The sequence below is a fragment of the Gordonia aquimaris genome (genome assembly GCF_026262595.1).
In the GTDB taxonomy this organism is placed as follows: Bacteria; Actinomycetota; Actinomycetes; order Mycobacteriales; family Mycobacteriaceae; genus Gordonia; species Gordonia tangerina.
Genome location: NZ_JAPKFM010000026.1, coordinates 1 through 15,912 on the forward strand (window position 1 = coordinate 1; position 15,912 = coordinate 15,912).

Annotated in this window: 17 protein-coding genes; 11 read left to right on the forward strand and 6 right to left on the reverse strand. The window is 63.5% G+C overall.

What is annotated here, in order from left to right; all coding sequences use genetic code 11:
* The 8 genes from OSB52_RS19835 to OSB52_RS19870 all read left to right on the forward strand — a co-directional run.
* On the forward strand, positions 1-370 hold a 370-nt coding region (locus OSB52_RS19835; RefSeq protein ID WP_266063245.1), incomplete at its 5' end, for a type VII secretion target.
* Positions 371-1,756, forward strand: coding sequence for an Rv0964c family protein (locus OSB52_RS19840; protein WP_266063246.1), 1,386 nt, complete (start codon positions 371-373; stop codon positions 1,754-1,756).
* A complete protein-coding gene (locus OSB52_RS19845) occupies positions 1,753-2,055 on the forward strand; it encodes a hypothetical protein (protein ID WP_266063247.1) in 303 nt (100 codons plus the stop codon). Before OSB52_RS19840 ends, OSB52_RS19845 begins: the two co-directional genes overlap by 4 nt.
* A 358-nt stretch (positions 2,056-2,413) precedes the next feature.
* Positions 2,414-3,079 (forward strand): hypothetical protein, encoded by a 666-nt coding sequence (locus OSB52_RS19850; RefSeq protein ID WP_266063248.1) that lies wholly within the window; start codon positions 2,414-2,416, stop codon positions 3,077-3,079.
* Positions 3,080-3,344: 265 nt separating this feature from the next.
* Positions 3,345-3,665 (forward strand): hypothetical protein, encoded by a 321-nt coding sequence (locus tag OSB52_RS19855; protein WP_266063249.1) that lies wholly within the window; start codon positions 3,345-3,347, stop codon positions 3,663-3,665.
* Positions 3,665-5,917, forward strand: coding sequence for a TPR repeat domain-containing protein (locus OSB52_RS19860; protein WP_266063250.1), 2,253 nt, complete (start codon positions 3,665-3,667; stop codon positions 5,915-5,917). The genes OSB52_RS19855 and OSB52_RS19860 overlap by 1 nt, the downstream gene beginning before the upstream one ends.
* 522 nt (positions 5,918-6,439) lie before the next feature.
* Complete coding sequence (locus OSB52_RS19865; protein ID WP_266063251.1) at positions 6,440-6,847, forward strand: hypothetical protein; 408 nt, start codon at positions 6,440-6,442, stop codon at positions 6,845-6,847.
* A gap of 128 nt (positions 6,848-6,975) precedes the next feature.
* Positions 6,976-7,224 (forward strand): hypothetical protein, encoded by a 249-nt coding sequence (locus OSB52_RS19870; protein ID WP_266063252.1) that lies wholly within the window; start codon positions 6,976-6,978, stop codon positions 7,222-7,224.
* A gap of 76 nt (positions 7,225-7,300) precedes the next feature.
* Here the strand turns inward: OSB52_RS19870 and OSB52_RS19875 are convergent, their stop codons facing one another.
* Positions 7,301-7,621: a hypothetical protein gene (locus OSB52_RS19875; protein WP_266063253.1), complete on the reverse strand. Its 321-nt coding sequence runs from the start codon at positions 7,619-7,621 to the stop codon at positions 7,301-7,303.
* Between the two features lie 283 nt (positions 7,622-7,904).
* On the opposite strand from OSB52_RS19875, the gene OSB52_RS19880 reads away from it, so the two are divergent.
* Positions 7,905-9,371 (forward strand): DUF1254 domain-containing protein, encoded by a 1,467-nt coding sequence (locus tag OSB52_RS19880; RefSeq protein WP_266063254.1) that lies wholly within the window; start codon positions 7,905-7,907, stop codon positions 9,369-9,371.
* A 275-nt stretch (positions 9,372-9,646) separates the two neighbouring features.
* On the opposite strand, the gene OSB52_RS19885 is transcribed toward OSB52_RS19880, so the two are convergent.
* Complete coding sequence (locus OSB52_RS19885) at positions 9,647-10,468, reverse strand: hypothetical protein (RefSeq protein WP_266063255.1); 822 nt, start codon at positions 10,466-10,468, stop codon at positions 9,647-9,649.
* Positions 10,469-10,593: 125 nt separating this feature from the next.
* On the opposite strand from OSB52_RS19885, the gene OSB52_RS19890 reads away from it, so the two are divergent.
* Together OSB52_RS19890 and OSB52_RS19895 are read left to right on the forward strand one after the other, a co-directional pair.
* Positions 10,594-11,382 carry a cyclase family protein gene (locus tag OSB52_RS19890; protein WP_266063256.1) on the forward strand — a complete coding sequence of 263 codons (789 nt, stop codon included), beginning with the start codon at positions 10,594-10,596 and terminating at the stop codon, positions 11,380-11,382.
* The gene (locus OSB52_RS19895) at positions 11,379-13,046 is read left to right on the forward strand and encodes a thiamine pyrophosphate-binding protein (protein ID WP_266063257.1); all 1,668 of its coding nucleotides are present in this window, start codon (positions 11,379-11,381) and stop codon (positions 13,044-13,046) included. The genes OSB52_RS19890 and OSB52_RS19895 overlap by 4 nt, the downstream gene beginning before the upstream one ends.
* 23 nt (positions 13,047-13,069) lie before the next feature.
* Here the strand turns inward: OSB52_RS19895 and OSB52_RS19900 are convergent, their stop codons facing one another.
* The 4 genes from OSB52_RS19900 to OSB52_RS19915 form a co-directional block, all read right to left on the reverse strand.
* Positions 13,070-13,372 carry a HigA family addiction module antitoxin gene (locus tag OSB52_RS19900; protein ID WP_266063258.1) on the reverse strand — a complete coding sequence of 101 codons (303 nt, stop codon included), beginning with the start codon at positions 13,370-13,372 and terminating at the stop codon, positions 13,070-13,072.
* A gap of 255 nt (positions 13,373-13,627) precedes the next feature.
* Entirely contained in the window at positions 13,628-14,197 is a 570-nt protein-coding gene (locus OSB52_RS19905; RefSeq protein ID WP_266063259.1) for an MmpS family transport accessory protein, read from the reverse strand.
* Between the two features lie 125 nt (positions 14,198-14,322).
* Positions 14,323-14,973 (reverse strand): DUF4352 domain-containing protein, encoded by a 651-nt coding sequence (locus OSB52_RS19910; protein WP_266063260.1) that lies wholly within the window; start codon positions 14,971-14,973, stop codon positions 14,323-14,325.
* Positions 14,974-15,432: 459 nt separating this feature from the next.
* A complete protein-coding gene (locus OSB52_RS19915; RefSeq protein WP_266063261.1) occupies positions 15,433-15,843 on the reverse strand; it encodes a hypothetical protein in 411 nt (136 codons plus the stop codon).
* Between the last annotated feature and the right edge of the window lie 69 nt (positions 15,844-15,912).

Genomic DNA, 15,912 nt, shown 5'->3' on the forward strand with positions numbered 1-15,912 from the left:
AACTGCTGACGTCGGAGGGGAGCAAATGACGAAGGACAAGCCGATCGAGGTGGATCCTGACGATCTGCGAGCGATGGCGTCTCAGGTCATTGACGGAGCGGACCTAGCGCGTCAGTCGTTTGATGCGCACACTGACGCGCTGTTGTCCGCCGCAGGTGGGCTCTTCGCAAGCAGTGGTCGTGCGCTGCAGGCGAAGGCTGAGGCATGGAAGGCGCGAGGAGCTGAGTTGTCGGAGGCCGCCGGCCACCACGGTGCGTCCATGCAGACCGCGGCGTGGCGGTACGAGGAGGGAGACCGGGCCAACTCACGTGGGATCACCGCCGCAGTTCACCGGCCGGACGACGACGAGCCGGTGGATCTGAGGCTGTGAATGGTCACGTTCGGCGAGGTGCTCGCGTTCGACCCAGAGCAGGTGGCCCAGATTTTCGACGTGTGCAACGCTCAGCAGGAGACTTGTGAGGCTCTGGGCAATCAGTTGCAGAGCCTCGACAGCCTCCGATCGTGGGATGGCGACGCGGCGGATGCAGCCCGAGACTCTGCGGGCCGACAGCGGGTCGATATCGATGCCCACGGCACAGAAACATGGAAGATTGCGGCCGCTGCACGAGATTGCTACAACGAGGGCGTTGCGCTGAAGCGAGCAGCGCAAGCTTGCCAAGCCGACATTGTGGCCGCGGGCCTCACCGTTGATTCCACGACCGGCAAAGTCTCTGACCCGTCACCCCCCGACATGACGGAGTGGTCGGCTGCCGAGCGGGAGACCTACCGCAATCGGATCGACGATCTCCAAGGCCGGGTCAACAATGTGATCGCTGCTGCGGAACGATTCGATGGCGACCTGGCCGCCGCAATCAACGCGGCAAACGGGTCGCTGCCACTGACACCTGACGGGGAAGGGCCGAACGTAAACGGAGCCGATCGCCCGGCCAACCAAGTGGCGGCGTTCCGGCAGGTCTACGGTCGTGCCCCGACGAGTATCAACGACTGGCGCCTGGCCGAAATGCTCGACCCGCACAGCTACGATCCGCGGTACAAGGGTGAACCGCCTGTGGTCAGTATCGCGAAGATCGAACCTGTTCCAGGCCAGGGAGTTGTCGCTACCGGTCTGTTCATTCCGAGCGATCGGGTCGTGGCCGGTCCCGACCTCACCGACCCATTCCTCGAGTACAACGATGGCGACGGCCGAGGGTTCAACACAAACTTTGCGTCAGAAGACACGCGGGTCTCGTATGTTGTCGACTACGAGAACGGCTACGTGATCGCTCGCCAGAATCCCTCAGTGGTGAGTGAGAGTGGCGAGGTGCGCACCGGCACACCCGACGTGAAGGTGAATCAACTCGACGACGGCGCCGTCCTCGTTGACTATCGCGCGGCCGATCCCTTCGCCCCAGCACCGGCCGCCGCCACGGGATGGTCGGTAAACGGACAGACCATCATCACACCCGGCGCAGATGGCGCGCAGATATCCGGTCGGGTCACGGACTTCCCGTCGATGGAGACCTACCAGTACATGCCAGACGGAACCGTCAACACTCTTCACCAAGATGATGCCGGTGATCACAGCTCAACCGGCCCGATGCTCAATCTTCCCTTCCACCATGAGATCGGCGATTACGACGACGATTTCGATCGCTTTCCCCAGGAGATGTATGTGAGTCCCAAGGATGACATGGCGTTGCCAACCGGAGAAGTTGAGGGCGGTACTTCGCTTGGTAGCGCGGCGAATCCACCAAGTGTCAGCGTGAGTGAGCGATGAAAACATCTGATGTCGAACGTCCAACACCAGCTGTAGAGGCGCAGTGGGCTGCGCCCACATGGTTCGTCACGGTATTCGGAATCGTGCTTTCGACGGTGCTCCTCTACGTGAATGGCCGTGTGTGGCTGGATGATGCGGAGCCCAACCTCGCCTCAACGTTGCTGATTGTCGGCGTGCTCGCGGTTCTACTCGTGGCCATCTACATGCTGCTCAGAACCAGGCGCGCGGGACGGTTCGCTCTCGCGGGACTGCTGACGGATTGTGTTGTCGCGGTAGTGTTCATCGGTGTATCGATATGACAGAGGGAGCTCCCGACAATATCGCTGGCCGGCGTAGTCCCTTCTTTGGTCCCCAGAGCCCGTTCGCTGCGAGCATCATGCTCCTGCTGAGTCTGGTGGTATGGCTGGTACCGGGTGCTCTGTGGGTCTCGATTCTGGTTCTGATTGGAGCGTGTCTTGGTCTCGTCGCGCTGGGAACGCCAGGTGTCATCCGACAGATCGGCGCAGGACTACTCGTGGGTGCGCTTGCGACGCCGCTCGGTGTGATCTTTATGTTCATTTCAAGCTCTATTGGGATGTGAATCAACAGACTCGGGGCGTCGATGGGCTTCCAGAGCATTCGCGCTCGTGACATTGGCGTCGGGGTGGGAGTAGTCGTATGACGACCAGGTTCGCCGACTATCCCGTCCCATATGCCTGGATGACGAGCCGATCGCGGCGGGCGGCAAGTTTGATGGCGACAACCGGACTTCTGGCCTTGGCATTCTTCGTGTTCGCGGTTCTCGGGTGGACGCACGGCGAGGTCTACGGATGCGCGGTGGCTGGTTGTGCCGCTCTGGGATTCGTCGCAGAGGCGGCGATCTTTGCGCGCACCGATGCGCTACGGCGTCAGCGGACACCGGATCTGACACGAGTGCGTCTGGCCGGCGGTGCCACACGAGTGGGGCAAGATCGTGCGTTGCGGTACCGCGAACTCGCCTCGATCACCCTATTCGCGATCGCATCATTCGGTTTCACCTACGGCATGTGGGCTGACCTGATGACGCTTCCGGTGTCGGGCCAAAGATTCCGCACGGTGTATCCGGTAGCAGGGCTGGTCCTCGGCGGGCTGTGTCTATTCGAGCTGAACGCACGGTGGCGACGAGCGCGACGCGACTTCCTTGTGCTGTCACCTGACCACATCTCGATCACCGCGAACAACCGTGATGATGAGGTCACTTGGGAATCCATGGACACGATGGAGGTTGTCAGCTCCGCGGCCAGTCGACAGGCCGGGACCAGGGTGCGGTACCCGACGCGCACGCCGGCGATCCGGGTGGACTAGACCTGTCTCGGTGCGCCAGCAGTGCTGTGGCTGTTGGACTTCTATCGACGTCACCCCGAGCTTCGGGCGGAGCTCACCGATGCGCGAGCCACCCTCCGCCTTCGAGAGGGCTCGCTGGTCGAGGAGGCCGAGCGGTTCGTCTAGCGAGGCCGTCCTGTCGTGCGTTAGAACGCGGCCGACCTGTCACTCACGCAAATGACCGCTTGCTGACGCATCTCGGGACGTTGGGTACGCTGACGCATCTGGTACTTCAGGGGGGAAGTCGATGGCAACCGAGGTCACGCCCGACGAACTGCGGGGCGCATCGACGACGATCTATGCGTACTCGGACCGTGTGTCCGAGGCCAAGGCATCACCGTCGCCTGACGGAGCAGCGGACGCCATGCCCAACTCGCCGGTTGCGGCCGCGGCCGGCGGACTCGGCCTGTGCATCGAGAAGGCGGTGATGACGGTGTCCGGGCATCTTCAGCAAACCGGCAACCTGCTGACCGACGCTGCCAACACCTACGACGACAGCGACGCTGCGGCCGCACGCTCGATCGCCGCTGCCGGTGCACTGAACACGGCGCCGCAGGAGGCGGGCTAATGGCAGGAACGCCGACGCGGTCGCAGGTGACGGGTTGGCACCCGGATCGTCTGACCGGAATCGGCAACGGCCTGCAAGCCCCGATGGACAGCATTTCGACCAATGGCACGTCCATGGCGAACACCGTCCGCAACCTCGACTGGTCAGGAGACGGGCGAGCCGCAGCCATCGGCCACGCTGACGCCGAGACGGCAGCGTTCAACCGCTTGACCGCATCCATCGAGAACTTGAAGGCGGCACTCGTCAACGGGGCAGCTGCCATGGCCCCGAATCGCGACAATCTGGTGAACAGCGCCGTTGCGCTCGAGGGAAATAGTTTCACGGTATCCGGGGACTGGAAAGTCACCGACGACGTCAACTACGAGTTCGCGAGGAGTCTCGCCGGGGACGACGCGGCGGCTCTCGCCGAGATTGAGACGATTCGGCAAGAGCGGAACAACCACGCCGTCAACGAAACCATCAGGCTGACGGAGCTGGCGCGGCAACTCGGGGTCGATGCGGAGAACTGTGGCAATGCGATCACTGCTGCGAAAGGCCAGATCGACGGCTTCGCCCCGCTGACCGCCGGTCTCACGATCCAAAACAGCCAGTCCGACGCCCAAGCGCTCCAAAATGGAACTCTAACTGAGGCGCAGCTGGCACGGATCAACGCAGCGGCCGACCTCACTCCAGAGCAGCTTGCAGCGTTGAAGTCCGGACAACCGGCAAACATCTCGAATGGCCAGTTCGACTACATCAAATCACTAATGGACGGTCTGGACGTGGCCTCCGTCGAGGACCTGGAGAGGTTGGGCGCCGAGTTGCCGGCGGACCAGCAGGAAGCATTGAAGGGGTCGCTGGCCGACTCCATGCGCCTCATCGCCGCACCGAATTTTGTTCGCGCCGAGGGCGGTCAACGCGGTGGTGTCGACCTCCTTCCCACCGATGCTCGTCGGGTCCTGACATCTCCGCCTATCTCTGAAGGGCCGGGCGGGAAGTATCTGAACGCGAACGCAACAGGACTCTCGTCGCTGGCACGGTTCATGGAGCACGGCGATCCCAACGCGAAGGATGTCGGAAGTGACATCAACCGCCAGTTCCTCAAACACGCCGCGCAGATCGCTGAGGTGGACAATGACGGGCGGATACTCGGTGAGCCTGACCGGGTTGCCTCTGGTCTCCTTGCCGCGGCGGCGCAGGATCACCCGGCGGTCGCGGATGCGTTAGGGGATGGCCCGGGTGCCGCTGGTGCCATGAACGCAGCGGACGGCGACCCCAGTGGAGACTGGAATCGCGACCACATGGTTGCGGCGCTCATGAGTGCTGACTGGGAAGGGCACGATGCTGGGCTGAAGTCCGTGATCGACGGCATCAATGACAACGCCACCAGCGAGAACATACGTATGGCTACGATGTCCGGCGAGTCGGCTGAGGGCGTTGCGACCTACCTTGCTGATCACCCATTCGGTCTCAACGAGACTCTCACCAACTCTGCGTCTACGCTGCTCGGGAAATACATTCCGCAGATGGCCGGCGTCAATGATGCTTATCTCGAAACAAGGGGATTTGATCCACTGGATGCCGCTGAGTTCCGGAATTTGTTCGCGGCGATGGACCAGTACGAAAGTTCGGCCGTACCCTTTAACGATGCCGCGTATGCATCCGTAGCGCAGCTACACGGCCTCGGCGCAGCAAATCCGGATGACCTCTTCAAATTCGCATCTGCGGCCGGGCGGATTGATGGCGCAGCCCAGGACGGAATGGATCATTACGTCCAGCACGGACTGGGCGAAGAAGCGCAGCGGGCCGCACAGAAGACCGCAGTGTTCCACTCTCTCGGAAATATATCAAGCTTCGCAGTGAAACAGATACCAGTGGTCGGCGACTTCGCGGGTGTGGCGATGGATGCAGGAATACCCGTGGCAGCGTATGAACTGTATGGAAGTGCGCCGTCAGCCGTGGACCCTACCGCAGACATCACAGATCGCGGTGGCGTCGTTTGGCAGTACTACCAGTTGTTGCAGGGATCGAACACCCTTCCGGGATTTGATCTGACGGACCCGGAGCTGCAGCCGTACACGACGACAGAACACCTGGAGGGCAAGGACCTCGGGGTGCGTTTGATGACATATGAAGAGATTCTTGCGTCGGGCGAGGATCCTTATATCGCAAAGGACGACTTCGGCCAGGCGATGGAGCACTACATGGAAAAGAAGGGCTACGACCTGGGCGAACTCAACCGTGGCTGGCAGGCGGGGCGTGACGGCCGATGAAGGCGCTACTTCGGGCATTGACTCTCGCTGCTGCGCTTGTGGCGTTGGTGTCGTGTGATTCCGAACCTTTGGCTCCCGCGACGTCGTCGCCAGCGTGGCAGGATGAACCACTGTCGCCGATGATTTCACCAAGCGCAATGTGTGCGATTCTGTCCAGCGACGATTTGGCCACGGTAATCGGCGCCCAGCCCCCGATTGACACCTCACCGCAGCAGTGGGGCAACCTGCCCGCATGCTCATGGAAGAGCGGAGGGAGCGTTGAGATGCGGCCGCTTGACGATCTCACGTCGTTCACCCCAGAGTCGATCATCCGTACCTACGACACGCCGACAGGGTCGGGGAGGGTGTACTGGGCGGACGACGGTGGCGGCGGTGTGGACCTGAACTGTTCTGCACTCGTTACATCGACTCTGCTTCCAGAGGGCTACGAAATGGAAGTCCAGATACGCGGGAGAGTCATGCCTGAGTTGTGCGAGGCCGCAACGCCTCTCGTGGAGAAGGTGCTGCGAAACATCATGCTGGGTGGGCAGCAGTAACGTGGCGAGTTTCGACGAGCTGCCCGCTGAACTGCGTCGTGTGATCAGTGCGCGAATTCCAACGCACGTGCTTGCGGCGCGCGAGGCCGCATTCAACGGTTCCCAACCGAAGTCCACCTCGCAGCTGTCTATCGAAGACCCTCCCGGCCAGCCGATGTCGGTACCTGGCGACGGCAGTCACTCGTGGGCCGATGCCAGGCGACTGTTGGCCGACGACGCAGACCGCCAGCAGGAGTTCCGTCGCCGCGTGGACGAGCAGATCAATGCCTGGCTCGACGATCACCGAGGGCTGATGCCGACGGCGACCCGCGACGAGCTGATTGAGAACACTCGCTACTGGATGCAATACCAACTACAGCAGTGGCAGAGAGCGCTGGACGATCACAGGTCGTGAGTCCGGCGGGACGCGAACCTCGCGAGACAGCGTGAGCCCCGCCTTGGACCCGCACCGATGTACATTGACATCATTGCCGCCGGTGGCGATGGCATTCTCGAGATCCATGTGAATGCGAGGTGAGCGCGATGGCCATGACCCCGAATGAGCGCGTCTTGGATGACTGTGCGCACACCAGGGTGGGCGATGTTCCGCCGGTGCCGCAATCGGTCGGAGCTCTGTTCGCAGACCTGCGGCTGACACGAGCCGACGATGTCGATCGGCTGCGTGAGCTGCTCGACTGGTTGATTCACCACGAGCCATCCAAGCGCCTGATTCGAGGTCTTGCGCGCGAAGGGTATGCCGGTCTCATAGCAGAGGCTGCTGCGAAGCGCTGACGGGTCGCAAGGGAACACAGCGCTGGTACCCACATTAGATGTCGTTCCGCGTTCTTTGCCTTCGGTGGTCTGCGCATCACCGGCTGATGGCTCGCCGCCCAATGTCGATGGCCGTGGGACTCACCTTGACGTCGATCGCCCACACGATCAGAACCGCGATGATCAAAGTGATGGCCGGCGCGGCGTATGCAAGCCGCGACTTTCCTCGGATGAGTGCCGCATAGGCGATGCCGGTGACGACAAGGGTCCCCAAGGCGACAATCGGCAACCAGAAGAAGATAAGGCCGACCCCATTGACCGAATACAGCGGATCACATGCGGCCCCGACCCGCTGCTGTAGGGCTCCGACCGCCAGAGCTGCGCCGCCGGTCGTCTTCTCCTCAGCAAGCTCGCTCACGAAATCCACGATCGCTGTCTCCAACGGATCGAGGACACGGACGAATCATCTTGCCTTCACACCGAGTTCCGTCGGCACACGGCCGGTGTTCACCGTGCCCGGTGCGACGTTCGTGAGCCCGAGCGGCCAAGCCCGAACTCCACGCTTCCGGCGATGATCGACGCTAGGGTCATCTTGTTCACATCGAGAGACCTCGCCTCCGGGCAGTTGCACGCGCCGGGTCGTTCGCATTCGAGTGATGGTGAGCCACCTCGGCGGCTCGACGGGTAGCAAGGAGTATGAGTTGACAGGCGAGTCTGAATCGATGGCGGGCTACAACACGCCGATCCCCACCAGCATCATGACGCCGGACACGGTGTCGACGCGTATCGGCGAACTCCAGTTCGCCGACGGGGTACCCACTCCGGAGACGACGCAGACATTGTTCGACCACCTCGACTTCCTTCGCGGCGTGGAAGCGTTCCTCAACTGCATCCCCGCCGCCTCGCTAGAGGGGTTGCGCCGCGGGATGCTGCAACTCGGCATGGATGCGTGCCACAAGGGCGGCATCACCGACCGGCTCCTCGATTCGAATCCGCTGTTTCTGACCGGCAACTCCGATACGGTGTATGCCTTCGCGATGCTCGACCTGGAGCGTGACGGCGCGACCGTTGTCGAGGTGCCGCCCGGATGCGGCCCGGGCACTGTGGATGACGCCTGGTTTCGGTTCGTGGTGGACATGGGGATGCCCGGACCTGATCGGGGCGCCGGCGGCACCTATCTGATCGTCCCACCGGGTTACGACGGCGAGCGGCCGGATGGCTGGTTCGTCGCCGAATCCCCCAGCGCCGTGAATTTTCTGATTCTGCGCGGATTCCTGGTCGACGGTAAGCCCGACGCTGCAGTGGCCATGTTCACCGAGGGCGTCAAGGTGTATCCGTTCTCAGAGCGCAATGATCCCCCCGCGATGGAGTGGACGTCGGCGTCCGGTGAAGAGATGAACACCGTGCACGCCAACGATTTCACGTTCTATGAGGAAGTCGCGCACGTCATCGCCAAGGAGCCGATCGGCGTCATCGACGCCGAGACCCGCGGCCTACTGGCCTCGATCGGCATCACGAAAGAGGCGCCGTTCGCCCCCGACGAGCGCATGCGCAAGATCCTCACCGACGCGGTCGCGGTCGGCAATGCAACGGCGCGCGCCTTGGGATTCCGGCCTCGCGAAGACGGCTTCCAGATCTACCCGGATCGTCGCTGGCTCAACCCGTTCCCCGGCGGCGACCACCGGTTCCTCCGCGACCAAGGAGCCGGCGGCCGATTCTTGGACGGGCGAACCACATTCTTCTACCTCGCCACCGTCAACACGCCGGCGATGGCGCTCAAGATGGTGGGGAAGGGGTCGCAGTACGCCTACGCGACCCTCGACGCGGACGGCGAACCGCTCGACGGCGCGAAGACCTACCGGATGCGTCTGCCGGCGGGCGCTCCCGCGGCCGACTTCTGGTCGGTGACGGTCTACGACCCACAGACCAGATCCGAATTGCAGACCGGTCAGCCGTTGCCGGGCCGCAGCAGCAAACGTGATGCGCTGGTCTACAACGACGATGGCTCGGTCGACATCGTCTTCGGCCCCGACGAGCCGATCCAGCTCGCGACGAACTGGGTCCAGACCGTTGCGGGCAAAGGCTGGTTCACGCTGCTTCGGCTCTACGGACCGCTGGAGGCCTGGTTCGACGGCACCTGGAAGCCGGGAGACATCGAGGCGGACTGAGCCGACCTGACCGGCTGATCGCCCGCCGCTCAATGTCGATGGCCGTGGGACTCAGGTCGGCGATCGTCTCGAATGGAAGTTCGTCGTCCGGATCGGTGGTGGCGGCGAAGAACAACAGGAGCAGCGTGGCCTCGGTGGTGAACCGATCGATGCTGTCGGGTAGCAGCGCGGCGGCCAGGTAGTCGGCCAGTGCGTCAGGATCGTCGGTGATGCTCTTGGCGGGCATAGAGCGCTGAACTCTACTTCGGACATGAGCGATAGAGTTGTGCTCTGACTCAGGCAGGTGGGGGATCCGAGATCAGGCTACCGTGCCCAGCTGTCATCAAGGCTTTGTTCAACTTCAGGATCTGCTGTTTGGCCGAGTCCGCAGTCATGGCGACCCCGAGCTGCGTATGAAAAAGTCGCGGTTCGAGCGCGAGCAGGGCGGCCACTGTCAACGCCGCCACGGCCGCGCGCCATCCTGCCGGGAACAAAGCGGCGGCGGCGACGATAAAGGCGATCTGCGAGGTCTGCACGACCGCATATGTGGTGACCAGAAGGCGGGTCGCGGGTCCGAGGCTTCGCTGGTGTTCTCGAGCGAGATGGAACGCGATGGCTGCGCCGAAGAGCAATTGGCCACCGAAAACGTAGACACTCGCGAAGGCCATCGTGGTTGCAGTCAACACAACGAAATTCGCCGCAAGCACCGCACGAAGAACCCGCAACCAACGAGCGCTATGCATCACAAGGTACTTCGGGTCGAGAGTAATCGCGCGTTTGAAGACGTCCATCTGGCTGCCTTGGCCATCGAGCCGAAGAAGCAGGTACACAGAGACCAACGTCGAAACGGAGATGGGTAGAACCGCCGCGTACGGGTCGATGGAGAAGCGAACAGCCGCATAGCCGACGCCGGCCAATGTTGCCCACGTCGGTGTGTACGCCATTATGAGAAAGACCGCGACTGTAAGGCCCGACTCCTGTCTCTTGGACCGTCCGAGCGCGGCAGGCGATCTGCCGAGGATCGCTCGCTCGCTGTCACGGGACTGCCGTCGCGTACTGCCCGACGTGGCCTTCCCCTGGGCAACGACCGAGGGCCGCCTATCAGTGCCGTCATCCATGCTGAGTTTCCCCGACTCCATGGCTGACTTCTAACAGACGGGTCCGACACGAAGCCTGCGCCCAACGATCGTCTTGTCGTTACACAATGGAGGAAGCACCGCCCCGGCACCGACGAGAGGACCCCATGCCCGCCCCGACGATCTCGACCTTCCTGTCCGCCCTGTCCACCGGCGACCTCGAGGTCATCGACCTGACCACCCCGCTCAGCGCCGAGACTCCCGCGCTGCGGCTGCCGGAGCCGTTCGTCAACCTCATCGACTTCAGCCTCGAGGAGGTCAGCGCCTACAACGAGCCCGGTCCGTTCTGGCGGCACAACAACATCCACACCGGTGAGCACATCGGCACCCACCTCGACGCGCCGGTCCATTGGATCACCGGCCGCGACGGTGACGACGTCTCCCAGATCCCCGTGCAGCGACTGATCGGGCCGGCCGCGGTCATCGACCTCACCGCCAAGGTCGCCGACAACCCCGACTACCTGCTCACCATCGCCGACGTCGAGGAGTGGGAGACCACCTACGGCCAACTCGCCGCCGGCACATGGCTGCTGCTGCGCACCGGGTGGGAGACACGCGGCGCGTCGCAGGAGGAGTTCCTCAACGCCGACGACACCGGCTCACACACCCCGGGTGTCGCCGTGGACTGCGCCGAATGGCTGGCCACCCAGCGCGACATCACCGGCCTCGGCGTGGAAACCGTCGGCGTGGACGCCGGTATGGCCGGCGGCTTCGACCCCGTCTTCCCGGTGCACTACTACTTCCTCGGCAACGACAAGTACGGGCTGACCTCGCTACGGAACCTCGGCGCGCTGCCGGCCACCGGCGCGATGCTGGTGGTGAGTCCGCTGCCCATCGTCGGCGGCACCGGCAGCCCGTCGCGGGTGCTGGCTGTGGTGGACAAGGCGGGTGCGTGAGCACCTACGGACCCACCGTCGCCGACGTCGTCGGCCGCGTGCTGGCCGACCTCGGCGCCGGCCACTGCTTCGGCGTGGTGGGCAGCGGCAACTTCGCGATGACCAACGCGCTGCGCGCCGGTGGGGTGCCGTTCACCGCGGCCCGCCACGAAGGTGGCGCGGCGACGATGGCCGACGCCTACTCCCGCATCTCGTCGCGCGTGGGAATCGTGTCCCTGCACCAGGGATGCGGCCTCACCAACGCGATGACCGGCATCACCGAGGCCGCCAAGAGCCGCACCCCGATGATCGTGCTCACCGCCGACAGCCCCGCCGCCGCCCTGCGCTCCAACTTCCGCATCGACCAGGAAACGTTGGTACGCAGCGTCGGCGCGGTCAGCGAGCGGGTGTACTCGGCCGACACCGCAGCCGCCGATGTGGTGCGCGCGTACCGGACTGCGGTCACCCAACGCCGCACCGTGGTGCTGAATGTGGCCATCGACGTCGCTGCGATGCCGGCGTCGGTGGACGGGCCGATCTCGCTGAGGTTCGAGCAACCGCGGGTGCGGCCGAATGTCGGCGCGGTTCGTGACCTGGTGGAACTGATCGCGGCGTCGCAGCGGCCGGTGTTCGTGGCCGGTCGGGGCGCGCGCAATGCGGGTCCGGTGATCGCTGCGCTGGCTGCGACCACCGGTGCGTTGGTGGCGACGTCGGCGGTGGCCAACGGACTGTTCGCGGGTGACCCGTTCGATCTCGGTATCTCCGGCGGCTTTTCGTCGCCGACGACCGCCGAGCTGATCTCCGACGCCGACCTCATCGTCGGTTGGGGATGCGCACTGAATCAGTGGACGATGCGCCACGGCAAGCTGATCGGCGCCGACACCCGGGTGGTGCAGGTCGACGACGACGTGGACGCGATCGGCGCGCACCGCCCGGTCGAGCTCGGTGTGGTCGGCGACTGCGGGCTGACCGCGGCCGACGTGCTCGACGAGATCCGACGTGTCGGCACTGCTCCGGCGCCGCGTTACCGCACCGATGACGTCCGCTCGCGCATCGCCGAATCGTCATGCTGGCAGGATGTTCCGGTCGACGACATCGCCACCGCCGACCGCATTGATCCGCGCGCGTTGACCATCGCGCTCGACGAGATCCTGCCGGCCGATCGGGTGCTGTCGATCGACTCCGGCAACTTCATGGGCTACCCGTCCACGCATCTGTCGGTGCCGGATGAGAACGGCTTCTGCTTCACCCAGGCCTACCAATCCATCGGTCTCGGCCTGTACACCGCGATCGGAGCCGCACTCGCCCAACCGAATCGGCTGCCCGTGGTCGGTACCGGTGACGGCGGCTTCCTGATGAGCATCTCCGAACTCGACACCGCTGTCCGCCTCGGCCTGCCGCTGGTGGTCATCGTCTACAACGACTCCGCCTACGGTGCCGAGGTGCATCACTTCACCGACGGCGACCACGACACGGTCACCTTCCCGGACACCGACATCGCCTCGATCGCTCGCGGTTTCGGAGCGGAGGGGGTGACGGTGCGGAGCGTCGACGACCTCGGCGAGGTGCGCGCGTGGGTTGACGGCTACCGGGAAGCGGGTACGGCCCGGCCGCTCGTCATCGATGCGAGGATCGCCGACGACGGTGGGTCGTGGTGGTTGGCGGAAGCGTTTGCGGGGCACTGACCGAGGTGTCGATGCGGTCGGCGTTACCGATCTGCAAGGCGCTGATTCAATCCTGCCGACCACCCCGCGACAGCCCGCGCCGCCTCCTCGACCCGCCGGTCACGCTCGGCTTGCCGATTCGCCCAGAACGTCGGCGACTGCCCGAGCAAGTCACCCAGCCGTCGCGACAGACCCGGCGTAATGCGCTCGCGGCCCGCCATGACGTTGGCGAGCCGATCCGCGGACACTCCGAGTCGGGCAGCGGCATCGTCGATCGTCAGCCCGGCTTGGTGCAGGTAGGTGCGCAGCTGCTCGCCCGGGTGGACGTTTGGTGGGTGTTCGGACATGCCAGCACGGTAGCTCTCGGCAGGATCTGGTCGCGAGCCATTTTGCGGTTGGCTGACCGAGCTGCGTGTCGATCGGTCGAAGGACAACTCTCGCCCGGCGATGCGAACAGTCGACGCCGTGGTGGGGCACCGACGTGCAGCATGTTGGGGAGTACTCGAATGAGAATGAGATGTTCAAGACGCTGGCGCCTTACACAGAAAAGAAGAGTTCCGCGGCATCTTGACCGAGAAAGCTGCCGCGGAACTCAGCGCATTTCAGTCGGCCGTTCCCGAGCAGCTCGCGTTAGCTCCTGGTCCCGACGACGTGTTCTCAGAGATCACGTTCCCGTCTTGTCGGATGACGCACTTGATCGTGCCTGACGAATCAATACCATTGCTGGCCAGTAGGCTTACGAACTTGCCCAGCCCAGTGATCTGAACTTCCTTGGTCCAGGGCACTGGAATATCGGTGTCTTGCGCAGTATCACCGTCGCCGGTCGTGTAGGTTGCCGAGGCCGTAGGGCCGTCGCCGCTGATTTCATATGTCACCGTGACCGTCCGATCAGATTCCTCCTCGATTGAGTCGGCTGCACTTCCTAGCAGCGCCACGCAGCCGCCTACCAAAACGAGAAAGACCACGACGAGCGCAAGGAGAACCCAAGGCCACTTCTTCCGCTTCTTCGGTGGAGGAGGGTACCCGGCTGGTGGGTATTGGCCGGAGTAAGGTTGGCCCTGCTGATATGGCTGGCCCTGCTGATACGGCTGGCCCTGCTGATACGGCTGTTGACCGTAGTTCGGCTGCTGATCACCTGGCTGATTCGGATCCGACAATGGTTTCCCTTTCACTCACTCACTGCCGCGGTGTGCATCGCTGGCAAGTCGATGCATTTGACAATCCGCGCCACTCGAAACTTCTATAGAGAATTTCGTTCAAAGTGTTACCCGACTAGAACGCTTGTCCCCACGGTTCGTTATCGGAGTGCAACAGTTACAGGTCTGCCGCCGCTGGCGCGCAAAGAGACGGTGGAAGGCTCGACTTCTGCCGGCATGTCGAACACCAAGCGCGCGGTGATCTGATTTCCAGGGTTGATCTCGTTATTCCAGCTCAGAGCATCATTCTCGAAGACAGTGGCGCTGCCATCGACATCGAAGACTCGACCGCCGCCGTCCCTCACTTGCTGCTGAGACGTACGGAACGTGATCGGATGTGAACTCGTATTCGCGACTGTCACGGTCAGAATCGCAAATTCCCCCTGGGCAGGTTGTGATACAAAGTCGCCGACTGACGCTATTCCTGTCTCGACGGACAGCACGGTGAAAGTCGTGAAGCTGCCGTCCGGGATTGGTACGCTCACTCTTCCGGTCGTGGCACGTTGCGGCGGTAGAAGCGCTGCCGAGGAAGATGGGGCCGCGATCGTGTTCGCGGCTTCGTTCCCGAAAGATTGGGCGACATCGACCGCCGCACTTCGACTGACGTTTTCGCTGTCAGCATCGGAAGAGAACACGGCGACACAACCACCGACAAAGAAGATCGCCATTACGGTGATGCCGACCGCCACCCACAGCCAGACCCGTGCTGACGGCCGCGATCCATTAGGGGTCGGATAGGGCGAATACCCCACGAAAAACTCCAAACTGTTTGGCGCGACGCCTACGCGGCAGAGGCAGCTGACCCCACGGGGCGCTGCGCACAAGTGCAATCATGATTCACGAACCCGCTGCTTGGCGGACATTACAGATACCTAAGAGAAAAGCCTAGCCCCGATGTGGGGGTCATAGCGTGCGGAATTGAAATCGGCGACAGCGACCACGAGGTGTTGTTGATGGCGTGGTTCCATCCAGTACCGGCGAGCACGGTTAACGACTGAAGGTAGAGGACGGCGGGCAGAGGGACGCCTGATCATACTGTGTACCCGACGCGAGCTCTCAGAATGGAGGTCCACCGTCCGCACCACCATTCTCGGGGCGTCGTTGTGCCGGCATCAAATCGTGCCGTCTAACGGCCAGGTCGGACACAGCGTAGACCGGTGCATACCGATCGAGCCTGGTCCGCCTCCGCATATGCGGGACGGCGCCGGCAGTCACGGCACCTGCACGCGGACTGGCGGCAGCGGCAGGTACGGACGATGCGGCTGCAGGTTGAGTTCCACCACGCCGGAACCGGTTACCGGCTGAGCGTGCATGAGGCGGGTGATGGTCGACGGGATCATCGTGCCCGCTACCCAGCCGTGCTCGGTTCCAGCTTCGCCGGCGGTGCGGTTGCGCCACTGGACGGTCACGCCCACCCGACACGGTGCGGTGGTGCCCGAGATTCCGAAGAACCCGCCTGTCACCTGGATCGACGTGGCTTTGGCGCGGGTCGTGGAGGGTGCGGCCAGCAGGCTCATCACCCCGCCACACAGTGGGCCGTCGGCGACCGAATACAGCGGCCCCTGGATGACGGTACGGTTCTGCGGCGCGGCATCGGCAGCGACCGGTGCGGTCGCGAACACGATCACGCCTCCCGCCGCGATCGCGCATGCGCGCAGTGCGCGGCTTCGCCATCGACCCGCGCGGTGCGG